This window comes from Yaniella sp., assembly GCF_030453185.1.
Lineage (GTDB): Bacteria > Actinomycetota > Actinomycetes > Actinomycetales > Micrococcaceae > Yaniella.
The window spans coordinates 1-18549 of the sequence record NZ_JAKDKW010000048.1 but is presented as its reverse complement, the minus strand read 5'-3'; the positions used below and the strand labels follow the sequence as shown (position 1 = coordinate 18549).

17 protein-coding genes are annotated in these 18549 nt (G+C 57.0%); 9 read left to right on the top strand and 8 right to left on the bottom strand.

The genetic code is table 11. From position 1 onward, the window contains the following. Positions 1-305 precede the first annotated feature (305 nt). Together L0H14_RS08180 and L0H14_RS08175 are read left to right on the top strand one after the other, a co-directional pair. Entirely contained in the window at positions 306-785 is a 480-nt protein-coding gene (locus tag L0H14_RS08180; protein WP_301417662.1) for an inorganic diphosphatase, read from the top strand. 210 nt (positions 786-995) lie between these two features. Further along, positions 996-1637: a hypothetical protein gene (locus L0H14_RS08175; RefSeq protein ID WP_301417663.1), complete on the top strand. Its 642-nt coding sequence runs from the start codon at positions 996-998 to the stop codon at positions 1635-1637. 14 nt (positions 1638-1651) lie between these two features. Here the strand turns inward: L0H14_RS08175 and L0H14_RS08170 are convergent, their stop codons facing one another. Continuing rightward, a complete protein-coding gene (locus tag L0H14_RS08170) occupies positions 1652-2443 on the bottom strand; it encodes an HAD family hydrolase (RefSeq protein ID WP_301417665.1) in 792 nt (263 codons plus the stop codon). Positions 2444-2562: 119 nt separating this feature from the next. Continuing rightward, entirely contained in the window at positions 2563-3843 is a 1281-nt protein-coding gene (gene serS, locus L0H14_RS08165; RefSeq protein WP_301417667.1) for a serine--tRNA ligase, read from the bottom strand. A 44-nt stretch (positions 3844-3887) separates the two neighbouring features. On the opposite strand from serS, the gene L0H14_RS08160 reads away from it, so the two are divergent. Continuing rightward, positions 3888-5000 carry a diacylglycerol kinase family protein gene (locus L0H14_RS08160; protein ID WP_301421629.1) on the top strand — a complete coding sequence of 371 codons (1113 nt, stop codon included), beginning with the start codon at positions 3888-3890 and terminating at the stop codon, positions 4998-5000. A gap of 1 nt (position 5001) precedes the next feature. Here the strand turns inward: L0H14_RS08160 and pheA are convergent, their stop codons facing one another. Both pheA and L0H14_RS08150 read right to left on the bottom strand, forming a co-directional pair. Continuing rightward, on the bottom strand, positions 5002-5928 hold the full coding sequence (pheA, locus tag L0H14_RS08155; RefSeq protein WP_301417671.1) for a prephenate dehydratase: 927 nt from the start codon (positions 5926-5928) through the stop codon (positions 5002-5004). Positions 5929-5991: 63 nt separating this feature from the next. Next, positions 5992-6318, bottom strand: a complete 327-nt coding sequence (locus tag L0H14_RS08150; RefSeq protein WP_301421628.1) for a rhodanese-like domain-containing protein — start codon at positions 6316-6318, stop codon at positions 5992-5994. A gap of 80 nt (positions 6319-6398) precedes the next feature. Here L0H14_RS08150 and L0H14_RS08145 point away from each other — a divergent pair, with 80 nt between their 5' ends. The 4 genes from L0H14_RS08145 (at position 6399) to L0H14_RS08130 (ending at position 11019) form a co-directional block, all read left to right on the top strand. Further along, entirely contained in the window at positions 6399-7802 is a 1404-nt protein-coding gene (locus L0H14_RS08145) for an amidase (RefSeq protein ID WP_301417675.1), read from the top strand. A gap of 202 nt (positions 7803-8004) precedes the next feature. Further along, the gene (locus L0H14_RS08140) at positions 8005-8397 is read left to right on the top strand and encodes an acyl-CoA thioesterase (protein ID WP_301417695.1); all 393 of its coding nucleotides are present in this window, start codon (positions 8005-8007) and stop codon (positions 8395-8397) included. Between the two features lie 767 nt (positions 8398-9164). Then, positions 9165-10889, top strand: a complete 1725-nt coding sequence (locus L0H14_RS08135; protein WP_301417677.1) for a sodium:solute symporter family protein — start codon at positions 9165-9167, stop codon at positions 10887-10889. A gap of 1 nt (position 10890) precedes the next feature. Further along, positions 10891-11019 carry a putative transporter small subunit gene (locus L0H14_RS08130; protein WP_301417679.1) on the top strand — a complete coding sequence of 43 codons (129 nt, stop codon included), beginning with the start codon at positions 10891-10893 and terminating at the stop codon, positions 11017-11019. A 97-nt stretch (positions 11020-11116) separates the two neighbouring features. On the opposite strand, the gene betC is transcribed toward L0H14_RS08130, so the two are convergent. Further along, positions 11117-12646, bottom strand: coding sequence for a choline-sulfatase (gene betC / locus L0H14_RS08125; RefSeq protein WP_301417681.1), 1530 nt, complete (start codon positions 12644-12646; stop codon positions 11117-11119). Between the two features lie 43 nt (positions 12647-12689). Here betC and L0H14_RS08120 point away from each other — a divergent pair, with 43 nt between their 5' ends. Next, a complete protein-coding gene (locus L0H14_RS08120) occupies positions 12690-13601 on the top strand; it encodes a formylglycine-generating enzyme family protein (RefSeq protein ID WP_301417683.1) in 912 nt (303 codons plus the stop codon). Positions 13602-13635: 34 nt separating this feature from the next. On the opposite strand, the gene L0H14_RS08115 is transcribed toward L0H14_RS08120, so the two are convergent. After that, a complete protein-coding gene (locus L0H14_RS08115; protein ID WP_301417685.1) occupies positions 13636-15591 on the bottom strand; it encodes a BCCT family transporter in 1956 nt (651 codons plus the stop codon). A gap of 115 nt (positions 15592-15706) precedes the next feature. Continuing rightward, positions 15707-17131, bottom strand: coding sequence for an aldehyde dehydrogenase family protein (locus L0H14_RS08110; protein ID WP_301421627.1), 1425 nt, complete (start codon positions 17129-17131; stop codon positions 15707-15709). A gap of 73 nt (positions 17132-17204) precedes the next feature. On the opposite strand from L0H14_RS08110, the gene L0H14_RS08105 reads away from it, so the two are divergent. Beyond that, the gene (locus L0H14_RS08105; RefSeq protein WP_301417689.1) at positions 17205-17942 is read left to right on the top strand and encodes a hypothetical protein; all 738 of its coding nucleotides are present in this window, start codon (positions 17205-17207) and stop codon (positions 17940-17942) included. A gap of 10 nt (positions 17943-17952) precedes the next feature. Here L0H14_RS08105 and L0H14_RS08100 read toward each other — a convergent pair. After that, positions 17953-18549, bottom strand: a 597-nt coding sequence (locus L0H14_RS08100) for an HAD family hydrolase (RefSeq protein ID WP_301421626.1), incomplete at its 5' end; no start/stop codon positions are given.

The window sequence follows — 18549 nt, the reverse complement described above, 5'->3', positions numbered from 1 at the left end:
TCCACGCTGGGCGCCGGATATGTCACCGCGACCGTTGTACCGGCAACCAGCCCGATGAGCAACCCGATCAACCATGCGTTGGGGCGGCGAGCCTGCCGGTCGCGGTCTGCCCGCCGGCCGGAAGATTTCGCTGCCATCATGCTGTCACCTGTCGAACTGTTTTTCGCCTTATCCCATTAAAGTCGTTGCACTCTGTAAGCTTATTTGGGTGAATTGCCTGTGCACGTAATAACCTTAGATCAAGCATACGCTTGCGCCTGATCAATTCGGTGCGGCAAGACATACCCCGATTAGATGGAGAAATAATGCACCACGACGTCACCATTGAGATCCCAGCCGGCTCTCGAGTCAAGTACGAAATCAATGAAAAGACCGGCCGTCTACACCTGGACCGTGTGCTTTTTACGTCCATGGAATACCCCACTCACTACGGGTTTTTCGATAATACTCTGGGGGAGGACGGCGACCCGCTGGATGCGCTGGTGTACTTGCCTGGTTTCGATCTCCTACCGAATATTGTTGTTGAAGCACGCCCAATCGGGATCTTTTCGATGACTGACGACGGCGGTGGTGACGATAAGGTGCTGTGTGTGCCGAATGATCCGCGTTATGACCACATCAAGGAACTCGATGACATCGACCAGTACCTGGTCAAAGAGATTGAGCACTTCTTCACCCGGTACAAGGATTTGGAACCAGGAAAATGGGTGAAAGCTGAAGGCTGGAAAGGCCGCGAAGCTGCTGAAGCTGAACTCCAAGCATCGATTGATCGTTTTCAAGGCTAAAACCTCGAAAAACGACTCAGACTACGGGACGCATCAGTCCGGTTTGAGTAATTTCGCCGTGAGACAATACGTAAATTCCCAGGTCCCGTGATCAGAAAACGCCGTGAGAGCCCGCTCTTACGGCGTTTTGCTGTATTCCAAACAAAGAACTTGCTGTCCACGAACCCGGGCACCTCGCGCTAGGTGTTGGGTACGTGCAAGGATAGAAATATGTTTGTTTTGATGATGACTCAACGCTCCGCCGAACCAAGCGAACAGAAATTATTGTCGTTGCAACACGACTTAGAGCAACGCTTGGGCGTTGACTTCCCGGGGTCACGCGCGGCAGATCCTACTGCCTACAAACAAGTGGTAGGCACGTCGCAGCACGCCGTCGAAGCTGCCATGCACGCCATGCGGCTGCAAGACTGGAATGTGGGTATCGGCGTCGGCGGTGTAGCTGAAAATAGTCACGGCAGGCTTGAAGGTTCCGGCGTGAAAGCAGCCGAATTGGCTCTCTCATTGGCATCCAAGCAGGGTCAACTGGTGCCGTTACGCATTGAGGCGGCGAAGCCACCGCGCGGCGTCGATCCGACACAATTGGGCAAACATGCTCAAAACGTGTTGCAGCTGCTCGGCCATATTGTGTCTCGACGTTCCGACGCTGAGTGGGCTGTACTGGACCGGCTTGTACCGGGCGTGCGGGGCCAACAGCGACGTGTCGCCAAAGAATTAGGGATGACCGTTCAGGCCGTGTCGCAGGCGATCAAGCGGTCCCTCTACAATACCGAGCACGACGTTCGTTCCACGGTACGTTTGTTATTGGACCAGACGGATTCCGCCGTCGCAATCCAGTCCAACAGTGGACTTTGAGACCTCCCTGACGCTTAGAGCAGGGTGCGCAGTACGGTGGCGAGTCCGCCATCGTGTACGGTTCCCGTAATCTCGTCGGCAACCTGTTTGACCTCTTGTGGCGCTTGACCCATGGCTACACCGCGGCCAGCCCATTCCAGCATTTCCACGTCATTGAACCCATCACCAATCGCAACGGTATCTTGCGGATCGACGTGCAGAATCTGACGTAGCGCTTCTAGGCCCGAGGCTTTCGAGACGCCCGCGCCAGCAACATCCAGCCACGCGTTATACCCAACCGAGTACGTGATGCCCTGGAGTCCGAGGGTTTCGATGGCCGAAGCGAATTCTTGTGTTGATGAGTCTTGAGAGAACACCACGAGACGTACAGCCGTGGTTTCCTGGAGCTCTTCGAACGCCACACCGGCGGCTTGTACCCCGAAGCTGAAGTCTTGGAACCGTTCGGTCGAAAGGTATTGTCCCGTATCGTCTTCAATTGCGAACTTGGCCATGGGGATGCGTTCACTGAGTGAATCAAGCACCGACGACGGATCGAAGGTGCTGCGCGCGATGACTTCGAACCCTTCATCCAATTCTGGATCCAGGCGCAGCGAGACACCTCCGTTGGAACACACGGAGTAGCCCGAGTGTAGTCCGAGGTCGCGGATGATGGGCAATGTCGCGTGGAAGGCCCGCCCGGTGGCGATCAGGACGTGGTGTCCAGCTTCCATGACATTGATAATCTCGGCACGCACTTCTGGATACATGTGGCCGTCAAAGTCCACGATCGTACCGTCTACGTCTAAACAGACCATCTTTTTATTCATAATCACTAGTCAATCATGTTGGGCAACGTTGCGATGAACGTGAGACGAACACCCGCGAACGTGGCAGGAAATCTGGTCCGAACTTCTTGGCGACGACTTGCGGCGGTACACCGCGGTCGTTATTTGACGGGCTCCAGTACAGTTTTGCCGCCCATGTATGGTTGCAGGGCTTTTGGCACGTTGACCGAGCCGTCGGCGTTCTGGTGGTTTTCCAGGATCGCGACAAGCCAGCGGGTAGTGGCGAGGGTGCCGTTGAGGGTGGCGGCCATCCGGGTACCGGCGCGAGTGCCGTCGGCGTTAAAGAGGCGTTCACGCACATTGTGACGACGCGTTTGGAAGGTCGTGCAGTTCGAGGTCGACGTGAGTTCGCGGTAGTCCTCTTGCGTGGGAACCCACGCTTCACAGTCGAACTTCCGTGCAGCAGAGGGGCCGAGGTCGCCGGCGGCGGTGTCGATAACCCGGTAGGGCACCTCAATCTTGGCCAGCATGTCTTCTTCCCAAGCCAGCAGGCGCTCGTGCTCGGCTTCGGCTTCCTCGACGGTGGTATAGATGAACATTTCCAGCTTATTGAACTGGTGGACACGAATGATGCCGCGGGTGTCTTTTCCTGCGGCTCCGGCTTCGCGGCGGTAGCAGGTCGAGTAGCCAGCAAATCGGATGGGGCCATCGCTGAAGTCAAGAATTTCATCAGCGTGGTAACCGGCCAGGGCAACTTCGGAGGTACCGACCAGGTAGAGGTCGTCCTTTTCGATGCGGTAGATCTCGTCGTCGTGCTCGACGTTGAATCCGGTACCGTTCATGGTTTCTGGGCGTACCAGGGTTGGCGTAATGATTGGTGTAAACCCGGCTTCGGCCGCTTGTGCCATGCCCATTTGGGTCAGCGCCATTTCGAGTTGAGCGCCCACACCTTTGAGGAAGTAGAAGCGCGAACCCGAGACTTTTGCTCCGCGTTCCATGTCAATGGCGCCCAGCAGTTCACCAAGTTCTAGGTGGTCGCGAGGTTCAAACTCGAATTGCGGTACGTCGCCAACTTCTTTGAGTACCGCGAAATTCTCTTCGCCACCGGATGGGATACCTTCAACAATGAGGTTGGGGAAGCGATTATTGAGCGCTTCGAGTTCTCGGGTGGCGGCATCGGCTTGGGCTTCTGCGGTTTTGACGTTCGCCGAAAGTTCCTTAACGGAACCAAGCAGGGCTTGCTTCTCGTCTCCGGAGGCCTGGCCAATCTTTTTAGAGACGACATTTTGTTCGGCGCGCAAGCGTTCAAAGGCCTGGAGCGCGGCCCGGCGGTCGGCGTCAGCGGTGATGATCTGATCCACCAGTGATTCGTCGTCTTCGCGTGCGCGCTGCGAGGCTCGGTACAGGTCAGGGTTTTCGGCAAGATGCTTTACGTCAATCACATCAATCAGCTTACCTGAGCCGGGTGTGACCTAGACTTGTTGACATGAATCCGTTAACCACTGTGCTTATCGTGGTGTCTGTTTGCGCCATCATTGGGGCAATTGTAGCGATCGTTGCCTGGCGTAAAGCCGATGTTCGTGCGACTCGGCTACGGGATGTGAACCGGGAGCTTTCCGGGCAGCTCACCCAAGCGTATGAACTGCCGCAGGTGGCCTCGAGGCTGGGCGTGTTGAATCATGTCGCGATGGTGTTCAACCCCGCGAAGGCCGCCGCGGACCAAGCGCGTCCGCTGGTCACGCAGGCTTGCGCACTCTTTGGGCTCCCCGAACCGAAGTTTTATGAGACGGATCCTGATGATTCCGGTTATGCCGCCACTCAGCGTGCGGTCAAAGATGGCGCCCAGCTCGTAGTGATCGCTGGCGGGGACGGCACGGTGCGCGCCGCGGCGAAGGTACTGTACAACACCGACGTCCAGATGGGGATTATCCCCACGGGAACGGGCAATCTGTTGGCTCGGAACCTGAATTTGCCCATCAACGATGTCCACTCGTGCATTTCCATTGCTTTTAACGGGCAGTCGCGTGCGGTTGATGTCGTGTCCTTGGATATGTTGCACGACGACGATACGTGGGACAACCAGGTTTCGGTGGTTATTGCTGGCGCAGGCTACGACGCGCAAATCATGCACTCGACGTCGGACCGGCTCAAAGCAGCTGCCGGGTGGCTGGCATACACCGAGGCCGGTGTGCGACATCTGCGAGGCAAACGCCACTCGGTTACGGTGTCGTCCGATGGGAAGGAGCCGAAGCGCTACCGGGTTCGTTCTGCGATGATTGCCAACTGCGGGTATCTCACCGGGGGCATCAATATGATCCCCGATGCGGTGATTGATGACGGTCTGTTGGATGTTGCGCTGCTGGATCCGCGCCACCTGGTCGACTGGATTCAGGTAGCAAGTGCCACGCTGACGGCAAAGCGCAAGAGTCCTCGAGTCACAACGTTTCAGGCACGAACGTGCAGGATGGTATTCGAAGAACCGCTCGTTGCCCAGATTGACGGGGATCCGATCCCGAAAATCAAAGAAGTCAAAGCAACAACTATTCCGTTGTCACTGCGCGTGCGTGTGCCGGTCGAGCTATCAACCGAACAGAAATAACTCACCGGTTGAGAATGTTTTGCACCCAGGCCCGGCCGCGCTGGTAGGCGTCGTCGGTGGTATATGCCGGAATGGCATACGGGATGGGCTCGGCTCGCGGGTAGGACCCCATGAACCGCACCCCCGGGAACATCCGGTGGAGCGCTGCAAGTGCAGCTCCCACGCGTTCTTCCTCCAGGTGGCCCTCCAGGTCGATGGAAAAGAAGTATTTGCCTAGGTATTCGCCGGTGGGTCGGGATTCAATGCGCGACAAGTTGATACCGCGGGTGGAGAACTGGTTCATGATTTGGACCAGCGCGCCGGGATGGTCTTCGGGCAGCGGTACTACCAGAGATGTTTTATCGGAGCCGGTGCGTTCAGGCAGTGTGCCCGGTTGAGCCACCACTACGAATCGGGTGACCGCGCCTACCGTGTCCTCTATCCCCTCCGCAAGGATCGGGAGGTCCAAGCCGCGAGCGAGATGCGGCGCACACACGGCGGCGTCATAGGTTGTGGTGTCGTCGAGTAGGCCGCGAGCGCCGGCAGCCGTTGAAGATGCTTGCTCGAAGTCAGCCTGAGGAATGTTCGCTTCGGCCCAGCTGCGGACCTGCGCCCACGCGTGTGTGTGGGTTGAGACGCTGCGCAGCTGATCAAGTTCCTGGGTGCCACCAGGACGGCCAACCAGCATGAAACTAATGGGCACTAAGACTTCGCGAACAATATGCAGTTCGTTGCCCACGGCAATTTCATCCAGTGTGGCCGAAACGCCGCCCTCTACCGAATTTTCAATTGGTACGACGGCGGCCTCGACCTCCCCGGTGCGCACATGGTTGAGCGCAGTGATCACCGAGCCTGCCGCGAGTTTCGTTGCTCCGCGAGCTTCGGGAACTCTTTGGAGGGCGGCTTCGGTAAATGTGCCTTCTGGACCAAGATACGCAAACGACTTCATGGGTGTTTACTGTACCTCGAAGTACTTCGGGCGCATGGTAACTCGTGGGACTTCACACTGCTGTTAGCGCACGATGGGGTCGCCACCGGTTTCAGAGACCAACGGTTTCTCCGCTTCTAACCAGGCGCCACAGCCACCGGCTACGTTGAATGCTGAGTAGCCGTGCATTTCCATATACGGTGTGGCCCGTGCGGAGCGGCCGCCGGTTCGACAGATCACGTAGTAGTCGGTATCTGGGTCAAGCTCTTCGATGCGAACCGGGAGTTGGTCCATTGGGATATTGATGGCCCCGGGGATATGGCCGGCATCGAATTCGTATGGATCACGGACATCCAAGATGTGGGCGTCGTCGGGTACTTCGTTTACATTAAGGGTTTCAAAGTCACTCATGTGGCCATCGTAAACCAACAAAACGCCCGGCTGCCAGCAAAACCGGCCAGATTGAGCTCGTGGACGTATACAGTTAACGTATGACCGAAAATCATGCCATTGGCTCGCTGAGCGCGGTCGAACTGCGCGATGCGATTGCCTCCGGAACCTATACTGCCCGGCAAGTCACCGAACATTTTCTCGCCGTGATCAATTCCAAAGCTGATTTGGGCGCTTTCATAACGGTGCATGCAGACGCCGCCCTAGCTCGTGCCGATGAGCTCGATGCAACCTATGCCTCGACCGGCGTGGTTGGTCCGCTGCACGGCCTTCCCCTCGCGTTCAAAGATGCTGTCAATGTGTCCGGCATGGTCACCACCTTTGGTTCCAAGTTGTTCGTGAATTCTGAACCCCAAACCAGCGATGACCCCCTCTCGCTGAATGCCAATACCTCGGGAGCGGTACAGGTTGGTAAGACCACCATCCCCGAGTTCGCCCTATCCTGCCATTCGGATAACGATATTTCAGCTCCTGCTCGGAATCCACGCAATCCGGATCTAACCGCCGGTGGATCATCCGGCGGGGCTGCTGCCGCAGTTGCGTCCGGCATGCTGCCGGTGGCTCCAGGCTCTGACGGCGGCGGATCCATCCGCATTCCTGCGGCTGCAACCGGTCTGATCGGCTTGAAGCCCGGCCGTGGCACTGTCCCAGCTGACGATCAGAAAGACCACGTCACCAACCTCACGGTCACCGGTCCCCTGGCACGCACTGTCGAGGACGCCGGCATGCTCATGGATGCTCTGGTCGATCCGACACAGCAGCAGGGCCGGTACCTCTCCGCTGCGCGGGAAGGTCATGAATCTGCCGGGAACCTATCGATTGGTTACACGACGGCTGCACCGTTTCAGCCAGATTTGGAGATTACGCTCTCCCAGTCAGCCGTCCAAGCGTTGACGCTTGCCGTGGCATTGCTGAGCAAAGAGGGCCTACCCATTGAGGAAATGGACTTTTCCTACCTGCCGGATTATCACAAGAACTTTCAAACAGTGTGGACCAATGGACTCACACGGATGCCACTTGCTGAGGGTGCAGAGGAACAGATGGAGCCGCTGGCCAAGGACTTCTTGAGACAAGCGCGCTCGCGGACGCCAGAACAATATGAGGAGGCTGTTGAACGCCTTACCGATTGGGCACAGGATACCCGCCGTCAGTTTGGCGAGTACGACGTCGTCCTGACCCCGGTTCTGGCATTCACACCACCACCGGTGGGCACTTTCTCCGCCAAAGAAGCCCAAGAGGACTACGAGTATCAGTGTAAGTTCACACCATATTCATCGATGATCAATGTGCTTGGCCTGCCGGCAATTTCAGTGCCGATCAAAGACGACGAAAACGGGATGTCCTGGTCGGTTCAGGCGATCGGTCGTATCGGCGCCGAGGATCAGCTGTTGCGGCTTGGCGCCCGTCTCGAAGCACTCGTGGCTGAACGGCGCTCCGCAAAATAATTGCACTTGGTCATGATGGGCTCGTACAAACGGTGCGGGCCCATTGTCGCGCCCACTGACTCGGCCGAGGAATGCCTGTTCGCCCGCACGACAATTGTGATGGCCATCATTATGACCAACGCGATGCCTGACTAGGCTGAGTTCTATGACTTCTGAACCAACCTCACCACAAACCCAAGCCTTTAGCGTGCTCGACGACGGGATGAACTTTCACACCCGGAAATGGGTCAAGCCGGAAGACCTCAATGCCAACAGCACACTCTTCGGCGGAGCGTTACTTCGCTGGGTCGACGAAGAAGCCGCGATTTACGCCATCTTGCAGCTAGGAAATCATCGGGCAGTGACCAAAATGATGTCCGAAATCAATTTCATTTCCTCGGCGGTACAAGGCGACATGATCGAAATGGGGCTCAAAGCTACTCGCTTCGGTCGCACCTCATTGACGATGCGTGCCGAAGTACGAAACATGATTACTCGCAGCCTCATTCTGTCGATCGAAAAGATCGTGTTCGTTTCGTTGGATGAAGACGGCAACCCACAACCTCACGGCTATGACGACATCACATATAACCGCGATCGGCTCCCGACCCGATAAGCAGTTCTCGTGGCACCTCACGCCGTAGTTATCCACAGAACGGTCCTTTCGGTCAGCCAGACGGCACTGAGGTCATGCATGATGAGACAACTCGCATGAGACGAAAGGGCCCTTCGCATGACTTCATCACCATCACATCCAGATTTTCATCAGCACCACGATTTTGAGTTTCCACTCACGGATGGAGTGGTCAATCTGGAGCAAATATCCACTGCAGATCTGACCCGAATCGTCAGTATATTTCTTAGTGCACTTGCTGATCGTAGAGCTTCCGAAAAGTAACCGTCGAAGCGTCTAATTCCATGCAATTATCAATCATTGAGCACACCCTAAATCTTCGCCACAATGCTGCTATAAGCACTCATTGGCACATCCCAGGCGGCGCATTTGACTCGTAGGTAAATTTATGCAAGACGCGCTTCGATAAAACCTCGCTCTCGCACCATGGCGCCGATGTTTTGAGACCCCGTGAGACCATTCCACACGCCATGGGTTCGCTATTCGGGGTGAACTATGCCAAGCTTATCTATGTTCAACTGAGAGGTTGAAGCTCACGAAAAGTGGGTTTGGCTAAGGCGCGCGCCGGCGAAGAACCGGGACTGTGCAGCCAGCCGAGATCCTGCGTGAGCGCCCGACGTGGTCTGAAAATTGACCGACTCACCGTGACGGATTGTGGAATATTCCCGTTTCGGATTGAGCCTATGCGAAAGGTCGGGCCGTAAGGCGCAACGTGCGCCGTTAACGGACGTTTGAGCGAAAGGACTACTGTGCCGCCTGCATCGGAAGGCCAAGAATTACTCCAAATATCCATACCTGTCGTGGTGTTGTTGATTGTCCTCTTTTACGGAGGAACTCTGCTCATGTCGTACTTCATCAGCCGGAAAAAGGAAAACGCTGATGACTACATGACCGCTGGAAACAAGATTGGTTTCGGCATCTCTGCTGCCTCTATGACTGCCACGTGGATTTGGGCGTCATCAATGTACGCTTCAGCCGAGGCTGGGTATAACTACGGTGTCTCTGGCCCCATTCACTATGGGTTCTGGGGCGCACTGATGATTCTCTTTATTTATCCCTTTGGTAAGCGCATCCGCAAAGTTGCCCCAAAGGCGCACACACTCGCCGAGGTCATGTACGCACGCCACGGCCGCTCATCGCAGCTCATGCTGGCCGGGTCCAACGTTCTAGGGTCCGTCATCTCGCTGACCTCAAACTTCATTGCCGGTGGGGCCCTCTTCGCGATCTTGACGCCCTTGAGTTTCGGCACGGGTATCGTCGTTGTTGCCGCAGGTGTCCTGTTGTACACCCTGTGGTCCGGATTCCGTGCTTCCGTCATGACCGACTTTTGTCAGGTCATGGCTATGCTCGGTGCAGCCGCGATCATTATCCCGGTTGTCTTCTTCGCCGCCGGTGGTCCGGGCATGTTCGAAGCCGGTGTCGCAGCCGGTAACGTATCCCCTGAGCAACAGAGCTTCTTCTCGTCCGATGCATTCATGAATCAGGGTGCCCCTTATATTGCCGCTGTACTTGCCTATGCAATCGGTAACCAAACCATCGCCCAGCGCCTGTTCGCCGTGCGTGAGGACCTGATCAAGCCGACCTTTATCACCGCAACGGTCGGTTACGGTGCCACAATTATTGGTATCGGTATGCTCGGTGTTATGGCCCTCTACCTGGGTATCTCACCCCTCGATGGTGACCTCAACAACTTGATCCCACAGATGGCCGGCACCTATCTCGGCCCTGTCTTGTTGTGCTTGGCTTTCATCATGATCATTGGTTCGTTGTCCTCAACGGCGGACTCGGATCTTTCGGCACTGTCTTCAATCGCCATGGCAGATATTTATGGTCAGAGCAAGGGGCGCGGCAAAGCGAATCCACGCACTATGCTCACCGTCGGTCGCGTAACCATGATTGTTGCCACTGCTGCTGCGCTCTACTTCGCTACAGCACGATTCAGTATTCTGGATCTCCTAGTGTTCGTCGGCGCCATGTGGGGCTGCCTGGTCTTCCCGGTCATCTCATCGTTCTACTGGAAGAAAGTCACGAACGCTGCCTTCTCCGTATCTGTGCTGGCCGCGCTGGTCATCTTCTTGCCGGTGCGCTTCGAATGGATCCCAGTCGATGGCATCCTGGGTTACGGTGTCGAGCTCTTGTCGATCGTTGGCATCGGCGTCATCCTCGGCATCATGGGCTTCGGTTTCTTTGGCATGAAACCAGCACTGATTATCGCAACGGTCGGCATGGTCGCGGTCTTGCCGTTCGGCTTTAACTTCCTCCGTGATTACTCGGTGTTATCTGGCTCGCTCGTCGCCTACGCTGTCAGCTTCCTGGTCTGCTACTTCATGTCTTTCCGTTCCAAGGAGAACTTCGACTACTCGGTAATTCAGAAGATTACTGGCGACTTCGATACCCAAAACGACGCAGACGAATCAGAGCAGTTGGAAACCAGCAGTGTAGGCAACGTAGCTACTGACAAGCAAGGAGAATAATATGACCGTTGGTCTGACTATTTACGTATTAATGTGGCCAATTTTCGTAGGCGTGACCATGTTTGTTATCGCACGTGGGTTTTTCAAAGAGTGGGCTCAAGCCCGCCGCGAAGGACGCATGATTATCTAACACACTCGTTCTAATCTGGAACTACACCCGCCGGGTATCGAAACCGGACATTATCTGATCTCGATAGCCTGCGGGTGGAGTGTTTTTTTTCAGACAGTTAGTCCGCCTGTGGGATTCTCACCTTGCCGTAGTCGAGTGCATCCCAGAAATCTCCACGAACGTAACGATGCTCGGGATCTGGCACATAGTCCCAGTGGCGGATTTTGCCTTGCTGCATCGAGTAGGCAACGAGACGACGCTGCTTCTGGCTGTGCAGCACCTCGGCTTCCAACTTTTCAAGGTTGTACCGCGATTCCACGTCTTTCCGCATCTGTTGTGCGACGCTGACATATTCTTCGGCGGCGGCAACGTTCTGCAGCTCATATGGATCGGCTGTTAAATCGAATAACTGGTCCGGGTCACCGGGGCACACCACGTACTTATACTGGCCACGGATAAGCGTGAGTTGCGGAGCGTGAGTGCCTTCGGCCAGGTATTCGATGATCACATCGCGATCTTGTGGGCCGGTTTTGCCGGACGCTTCTTGTCGCGCGGATTCCAACAGGGAGATGCCAGCAACGTCTGCCTGGGGCGCCTCTGAGAGTTCCAGCAGGGTGGGCATGAGGTCGATCAGCGAAACCGGGTTTGAGAAGCGGCCCTGCGGTACCAAATGTTCTGGTCCGTAGACGATCAGTGGGACGCGGGAAGATTCCTCATAGGGTGACATCTTGTACCAGAGGCCCTTTTCGCCCAGCATGTCGCCGTGATCACTGGTGACGACGATAACGGTGTTGTCGAGCAGGTTGAGCTCATCAAGCTTGGCCCGGATGCGTCCGACGTGGTCGTCGATATAGCTGACGGCTGCGTAATAGGAACGACGCGCGTTGCGGACTTCCTCGATGCTCGGATAACGCTGATCAAACCCGCTCATAGCGCGCAGACGATGGCTGTGTGGGTCCTGCTCGATACGCGGGACATCTGGGTGCAGGGGATCCGGAATGTGGTGGCCCTCAAAGCGATCCCAGTGTTCTTTGGGTGGCTCGTAAGGGTCGTGTGGGTGGATGAAGCTGGTGACCATCAAGAATGGCACGTCTTCACCGGATGCCTGGTTGACGCGAACCCGATCGTTGAGGTGTCGTAGTGTGCGGAATCCGACTTCGTCGTCGAAGTCCTGCTGCACGGTGGCCTGCGATGGGCCTGCGGTGAAGACCGCATCGGCGTCGTGGTACCACTGCAGTCGCTGATCCATGGGACGCTCCCACTCGGGGACCATGTCGAGGTCTGCCGGGTAGACGTCAGTCGTCAAGCGTTCTTCGAAACCGTGTTCCTGATCTGGCCCGATGAAATGCATGCGCCCAATCAGTGCCGTATGGTAGCCAACGGCACGCAAGTGGTGCGCAAACGTTGGCATCGATGCCGGGAAATCAGCGCCGTTGTCGTAACAGCCGACGTCGGATGGCATTTGCCCAGTCATCATCGAAGCTCGCGATGGTGCACACAGTGGCGTGTTGCAATATGCTCGATCAAAGACGGCACCCTCCTGGGCAAGCGCATCAATATGTGGGGTTTTTGCGGCCTCATCCCCGTATGCGCCCAGCGCTTGGGCCGCCATTTGGTCTGCTTGAATTACCACGATGTTAGGTTTCATAGGAAAACCACCTTTCACGACATCCGATTGGAGAAATTGACTCATGAGTGCATGCTGTAGTCCGCAGCGCGGAGGGTCGTCCGCCGCTCAAGACGCCGCGCGGAACACCGGCTCGTCCCAAGTACTTGCAGAATTGGCTGCTTTGGCGGCCTCCGACTTGCGCATGGTCGGACTGCAGGGTGGCACGTTTTTGATGGGCAGCGAAGCACCCGAAGCCTACGCCGACGACGGCGAGGGCCCCGTACGCGAAGCAACGGTTGGCCCATTTGCTGTTTCGCCCACAACGGTCACGAACGCTGAATTTGCTGCTTTTGTTTTGGAGACCGGGCACCGCACGGACGCCGAGATCCATGGTGATTCGCTGGTTTTTGCAGGTCTGCTGTCTGAAGAATCGAAATCCGCTGCTCCGGCAATCCGGGATGCGCCATGGTGGCGTCAAGTTTCCGCTGCTACCTGGTTGTACCCCGCCGGCGACGACACCTCGGTGCTTGATCGTCCGGATCATCCAGTAACGCATGTTTCGCAACGCGATGCCCTGGCGTATGCACAGTGGGCGGGCGCCAGGTTGCTGACAGAAACTGAATGGGAATTTGCTGCACGGGGTGGGCTGGAACAGCAACCATTCCCGTGGGGCGGTGTCCGTGAGCCCAATGGAACACCTCGCATGAATACATTCCCCGGGCAATTTCCAGATCACCCTGACGCCCCGGTTGGAACGGTGGCAGCTACGAGTTTTGAGCCCAACGGTTACGGGCTGCACAACATGACCGGCAACGTGTGGGAATGGACCTCGAGCCGGTTTACTTCCGGCCAGGATGCTGCCGTCCTTCGCGGAGGATCCTATATGTGCCACGCTTCCTACTGTAGGCGATATCGCACTTCAGCGCGCAGCGCTGTGACCCCAGATACTTCGCTAGGCCACACCGGTTTCAGGGTCGGCCTGACCACGAACTAATGCTCGGGCCGGCCGACCCTGTTCCTCGACGAATCTAGTCGGGTTTATCCGTTGCTCTGGGCTCTGCGACCGGTATGGTCCCGGTTTCGGGGTCCCAGCCGTCTTCCCATTCACCAGTTTCGAAGTCGTAACCGACTGGGTCTCCGTCTTCGTCGGTGCGCTGATACCACCCGGTGTAATCATCATGCGCCGAGTCAGTTGTGCCACCCGCACCTTCGCCGGGTTCTGTTGGCACAACCTTCAGTGCAAAGTTGTCACCGTATTTGTCCACACCGTCTATGACGGCCTGACTGATGGCGGTGTCCGCGTACCGGTGACGCAGTGCGTATGGATCGGTGCGCAGTTCTTTCACCCACGCAACGATAATGAGCAGCATGATGAGGGCGAATGGCACCGCGGTAATAATCACCAGCGATTGCAGCCCCTCTAACGCCGTCTCATCCCCGAGGATCAGCATGATGAATGCGATACCGCCCATGACTAATCCCCAGAAGACCACGATCAATTTCGGCGGGTCCTGACGGCCACGAGTGGTAAGAATACCCATCACCACGGAGGCAGAGTCTGCTGCCGTGATAAAGAATATCGCCAGAATCACCATGATCACCAACGGCAACCATTCGGCAAACGGCAGGTTGTCGACCATGGTGAACAGTACTTGTGGGGCTCCCATCTCTTCGTCAAAACCGGGCTTACCTTCCCGGCGCATCCAGATGGCCGTTGCGCCCATAACCCCATAGGCAACGAAGAGGAGCGATGACGGGATCAAGATGACGCCGAGAATGAACTGCCGAATGGTTCTGCCTCGCGAAATGCGTGCGATGAAGATCCCCACGAATGGCGACCACGAAATCCACCAGGCCCAGTAGTACACGGTCCAAGCGGACTGGAAGTCGATGGTCTCTTGACCCCAAGCCCCGGAACGAGCCATGAGGTCAAAGAAGGAACCAATGTATTCCATAACGGCCGACGGCAGCAGATTCATCAAGAACAGGGTTGGTCCGAGGAAGAAGATCAGGGCAACAATTCCGATGGTGAACACGATGTTGATGTTCGAGAGGTAGCGGATACCCCGGGCAACACCGGAAACGGCAGATACGATAAAGCCGACCATTAAGACCGCGATAATGATCGCCAGAACCGTATTGGTGATCTCCGATACGCCCGCCACAATAGTGACGCCCTCACCGATCTGTAACGCGGCAATACCAAGCGCCGCGGCCGTACCGAAGAGTGTGGCAATAATAGCGAAGATATCGACAAGACGTCCTGCGAAACCATCGGTTTGGCGGGCGCCGAACAGGCGCCGGAAGATCGACGACATGAGCAAACTGCGCCCACGGCGATACGCGACATAGGCTACTGCGCCACCCACCAGCGCGTACATGGCCCATGCGTGGAAGCCCCAGTGGAAGTAGGTTTGCGCCAAGGCAAACTGCATCGCTTCAGTAGATTCCGGCGCGTTGGTCATTGGCGGAGGCGAGATGAAGTATGTCAGCGGTTCAGCAGGGCCCCAGAACATCACGCCGATACCTAGGCCAGCGGCAAAGAGCATCGCGACCCAGGAGAATGTGGAGAATTCGGGCTTCTCGCCGTCTTTACCTAACGGAATTCTGCCGTAGCGGGTAAAAGCGAGCGCCAGAAGGCTGAAAAGCACAATCGTAGCTACAGCACTGAAGAGCCAGCTGAGGTTGGTGGTGACCCATCCATAGGCGGCGTTGGCGACGACCCCGACGTTCTCGGGGCTTATCAGCCCCCAGATCACGAAAGCTACTGCCAGCACACCTGCAACGGCAAAAACGATTTTATCGACGCTGTATTTGCGACGCTGTTCATCCAGGCTGATACCTGGGACCAGTGCCGGGTGAATGTTATGCGGGTAGATTGGTCGGGAGTAATCCCACGAGCCAACGGACTTACCTGCTTGACGTCCCACGCGTTTGGCGTCCTCTTTTATGCTGTCATCCTCTGATGGCGGTCTTTCGGCCACGATTTAGCACCTCCAGCATGCTATTGACTTCTCGGTTTGAGTGAACGAATCTACATTAGCTCTATTCCTTACCCCGTGGTAGCCGGTATGCCCGCGGGCACACTTCGCTGGTCAATCACTTCAGTTTATCGATGAAGCGGCCGCCGAGTTTTGGCTCAGGCGGATAAGCGGCCTCGAGTGTGTCAAAACGCGTGGGCTTATAGAGGTGGGTGCGGTATTGCGAGAAGAGTCGGAAACTTTCGTAACCGCCCCAAGTACCAAAGCCCGCTGCGCCGGTGGCATTGCGGGGCAGGGCCGGCAAAGAGGCTTGCAGCACGGTGGCGTTCATGACGGCAGCACCGGCGTTGATGCGGTGCATGAAGTCGCGACGGATGCGTCGTCGTTCAGAAAATCCGTAGGCTGCCGGCGGGGTGGGCATGGAGTTGGCCAGTTCCATGGCTTCGTCGTAGGTGTCAACCACCAGGATGGGCAGGATGGGGCCCAGAATTTGCTCCTGCATGATCGCCGAATTCGGGTCCACATCGGCGAGGATGGTCGGCGCGAGATACGCTGATTCGATGTTGTACTTTCCGCCGTAGACCAGGCGGGCCGGGGTGGCACCGACCGCGCCTTTCATGGTGGCTTGGAGTAGGTTCACGAGCCGTTGGGTGTGGTCGGGAGTGATCATTCGGCCAAATTGTTTGGCCTCGCCCGGATTTGGACCGTAGAAGTCTTCGACCGCATCAATGACGGCATCCTGAACCTTGGTCGCGACGTCGTAACCGACGGCGATCAGATAGTCGGGGCTCACGAGGCTTTGGCCGGCGTTCGAGAATTTTCCGTACGCGATGCGGCGGCCAATAGTTTTCCAGTCGTGTCCATCTACAACGATCACCGGTGATTTGCCGCCAAGCTGCAGGGTGACGGGAGTCAGCTGTTGGGCGGCCAGCTGATACACCCGCCGTCCAACGGTTTCGGAGCCGGTGTAAAAGAGGTGGTCGAGCGGCTGAGACGCCAGCTCATCCAGCGCACCTTCGCCCCCGGTGACCGTGACAATCGAGCGCGGGTTCAGGTATTCGGGCAAAATAGTGCCCAGCAGTTTCGCTGTTTTAGGTGCGCGCATTGATGGCTTCAGCACTATACAGTTGCCGGCGGCTACAGCTCCGACCAACGGTGCCAGCAGACTGTAGAACGGGTGGGTCCAGTGTCCGATGACACCGACGGTTCCCAGCGGGCGGGCTTTGACCATGGCTTGGCCGGGACGTAGTGCCAACGGGATGGGGCGTCTTCGATCAGGTTCCATCCAGTCAGTCAGGTGCAGCATGGCGTGCGAGATTTCGTCTTTGACCGGAGTGAATTCCGTTTGGTCCGTTTGGGCCGCGGATTTGCCGATGTCTTGCCACAGGGCGTCCTGGATATCTTTCGCGTAATCTTCGAACAGTTCGCGAAGGCTGCGCAGCTGGTCCATGCGAAAGGACCGGGCATGGGTTGCCCGGGTGGCAGCGAAGGATCGCAGTTGCTCGATCCGGGTGGTCATCGACTCGTTGGGGCCTGTGGTCATGCCCTCCACCGTACGACAATTTGGCGGACCAATACTGGCGCCACCCTGAAACGGGTCAGCTAGACTTTGCCGCATGGCTGCTGCTTCGCGACGGAAAACGATATGGGTATGGGTGATCGTGCTGGCGGTATTTGCCGGTGCGGTATGGGTTGCGGTCAGTACCATCCGTTCCAGTCTCCACCCGCTTGAGGTTATCGAGGATCCGTTTCCCGATGAGGACACCCGGCCGGAAACCTCAGAGGTGTCTCGGGGCCCCGTGAATTTTTTGGTGTTTGGGCAGGCGGCATCTTCGAATCAGACGCTGTCGATTTTCCACCTCGCCGACGGGCGTCGTCGTATTGATGTGGTCAATTTTCCGGCTGGCACCCGGCTCGTGACGAATTTGGACGACGTCGAAGCCACCTTGGTTGAGGTCGAGGAACTCACGGGTGCCCGCATGGAGCATGTGATGCTGTGGGATCTGGATTTTCTGACCGAATTCGAAAGCACGGATATCAGCCCGCAGGAGTTGGCAGAACATCCCGAGACGCCCAGTGCCGATGACGTGTGGACCACGGTGCTGCAAGAAGCGCTAGATACGCGTGATCCGGGTCAGTTGCAGTCCATTGCGACCTCGTTGACCCCGTATGTGGCTGCGGATCGGGGGCTCAATACCGGGCGTATTACGGATTTGGCGCGGTCGTTGCGGCACGTACCGGCAGATAATATCGCCTCGTGCACGCTGCCTGAAGATATCACCGAGGCTCAGCTGGCAGATCTGGTCGAGTATTTTGCCACCGGGGAGCCAGCGCGGTGTGCCGACTTATTCTAAGTGTCCCGAACTATTCGGGCAGCGTGAGTAGGTGTTCGATCATCTCGGCCACGCCGTCATCGTCGCAGGCTGGCGCTACCACGTCGGCTTCGGCAAATAACCCTGGGTGACCGGACTGCACGGCATAGCTGGTGCCGGCCCAGCGCAGCATTTGTTCGTCATTGCGTTGATCTCCGAAGGCAACGACGTCGTTGGCATGGATTCCCATGGACGCCGCATAGTCGGCAAGGGTCGAGGCTTTGTGGACGTCGCCACGGGAAATTTCCAACAGCGATATACCCGGGGCGGAATGGGTGACCTGCACCCGGTCACCAAAGTGGGCGCGCACGGTCATCAGCAGGTCATCCGGGTCGTGGCCGTTGACTTTGATCATCAGTTTGACCACGTCGGGGTGTTCAGCCAACCGGTCGGTGATCTTCTCAGACTCGATCCAGCGCGAGGACCGTACTGAAACAGAGTTGACCGGATCGGCGGTAATCGGTGGGATGTCCTGGGCCTTACGGGCTTGTTCACGAGACGCCGCCGGGATGAACTCAGGCTCCATGATAAGTCCGGTGAGCGTTTCGGCACCGAAAATAGCCCCGGAGTAGAGACTGCGCAGCTCATT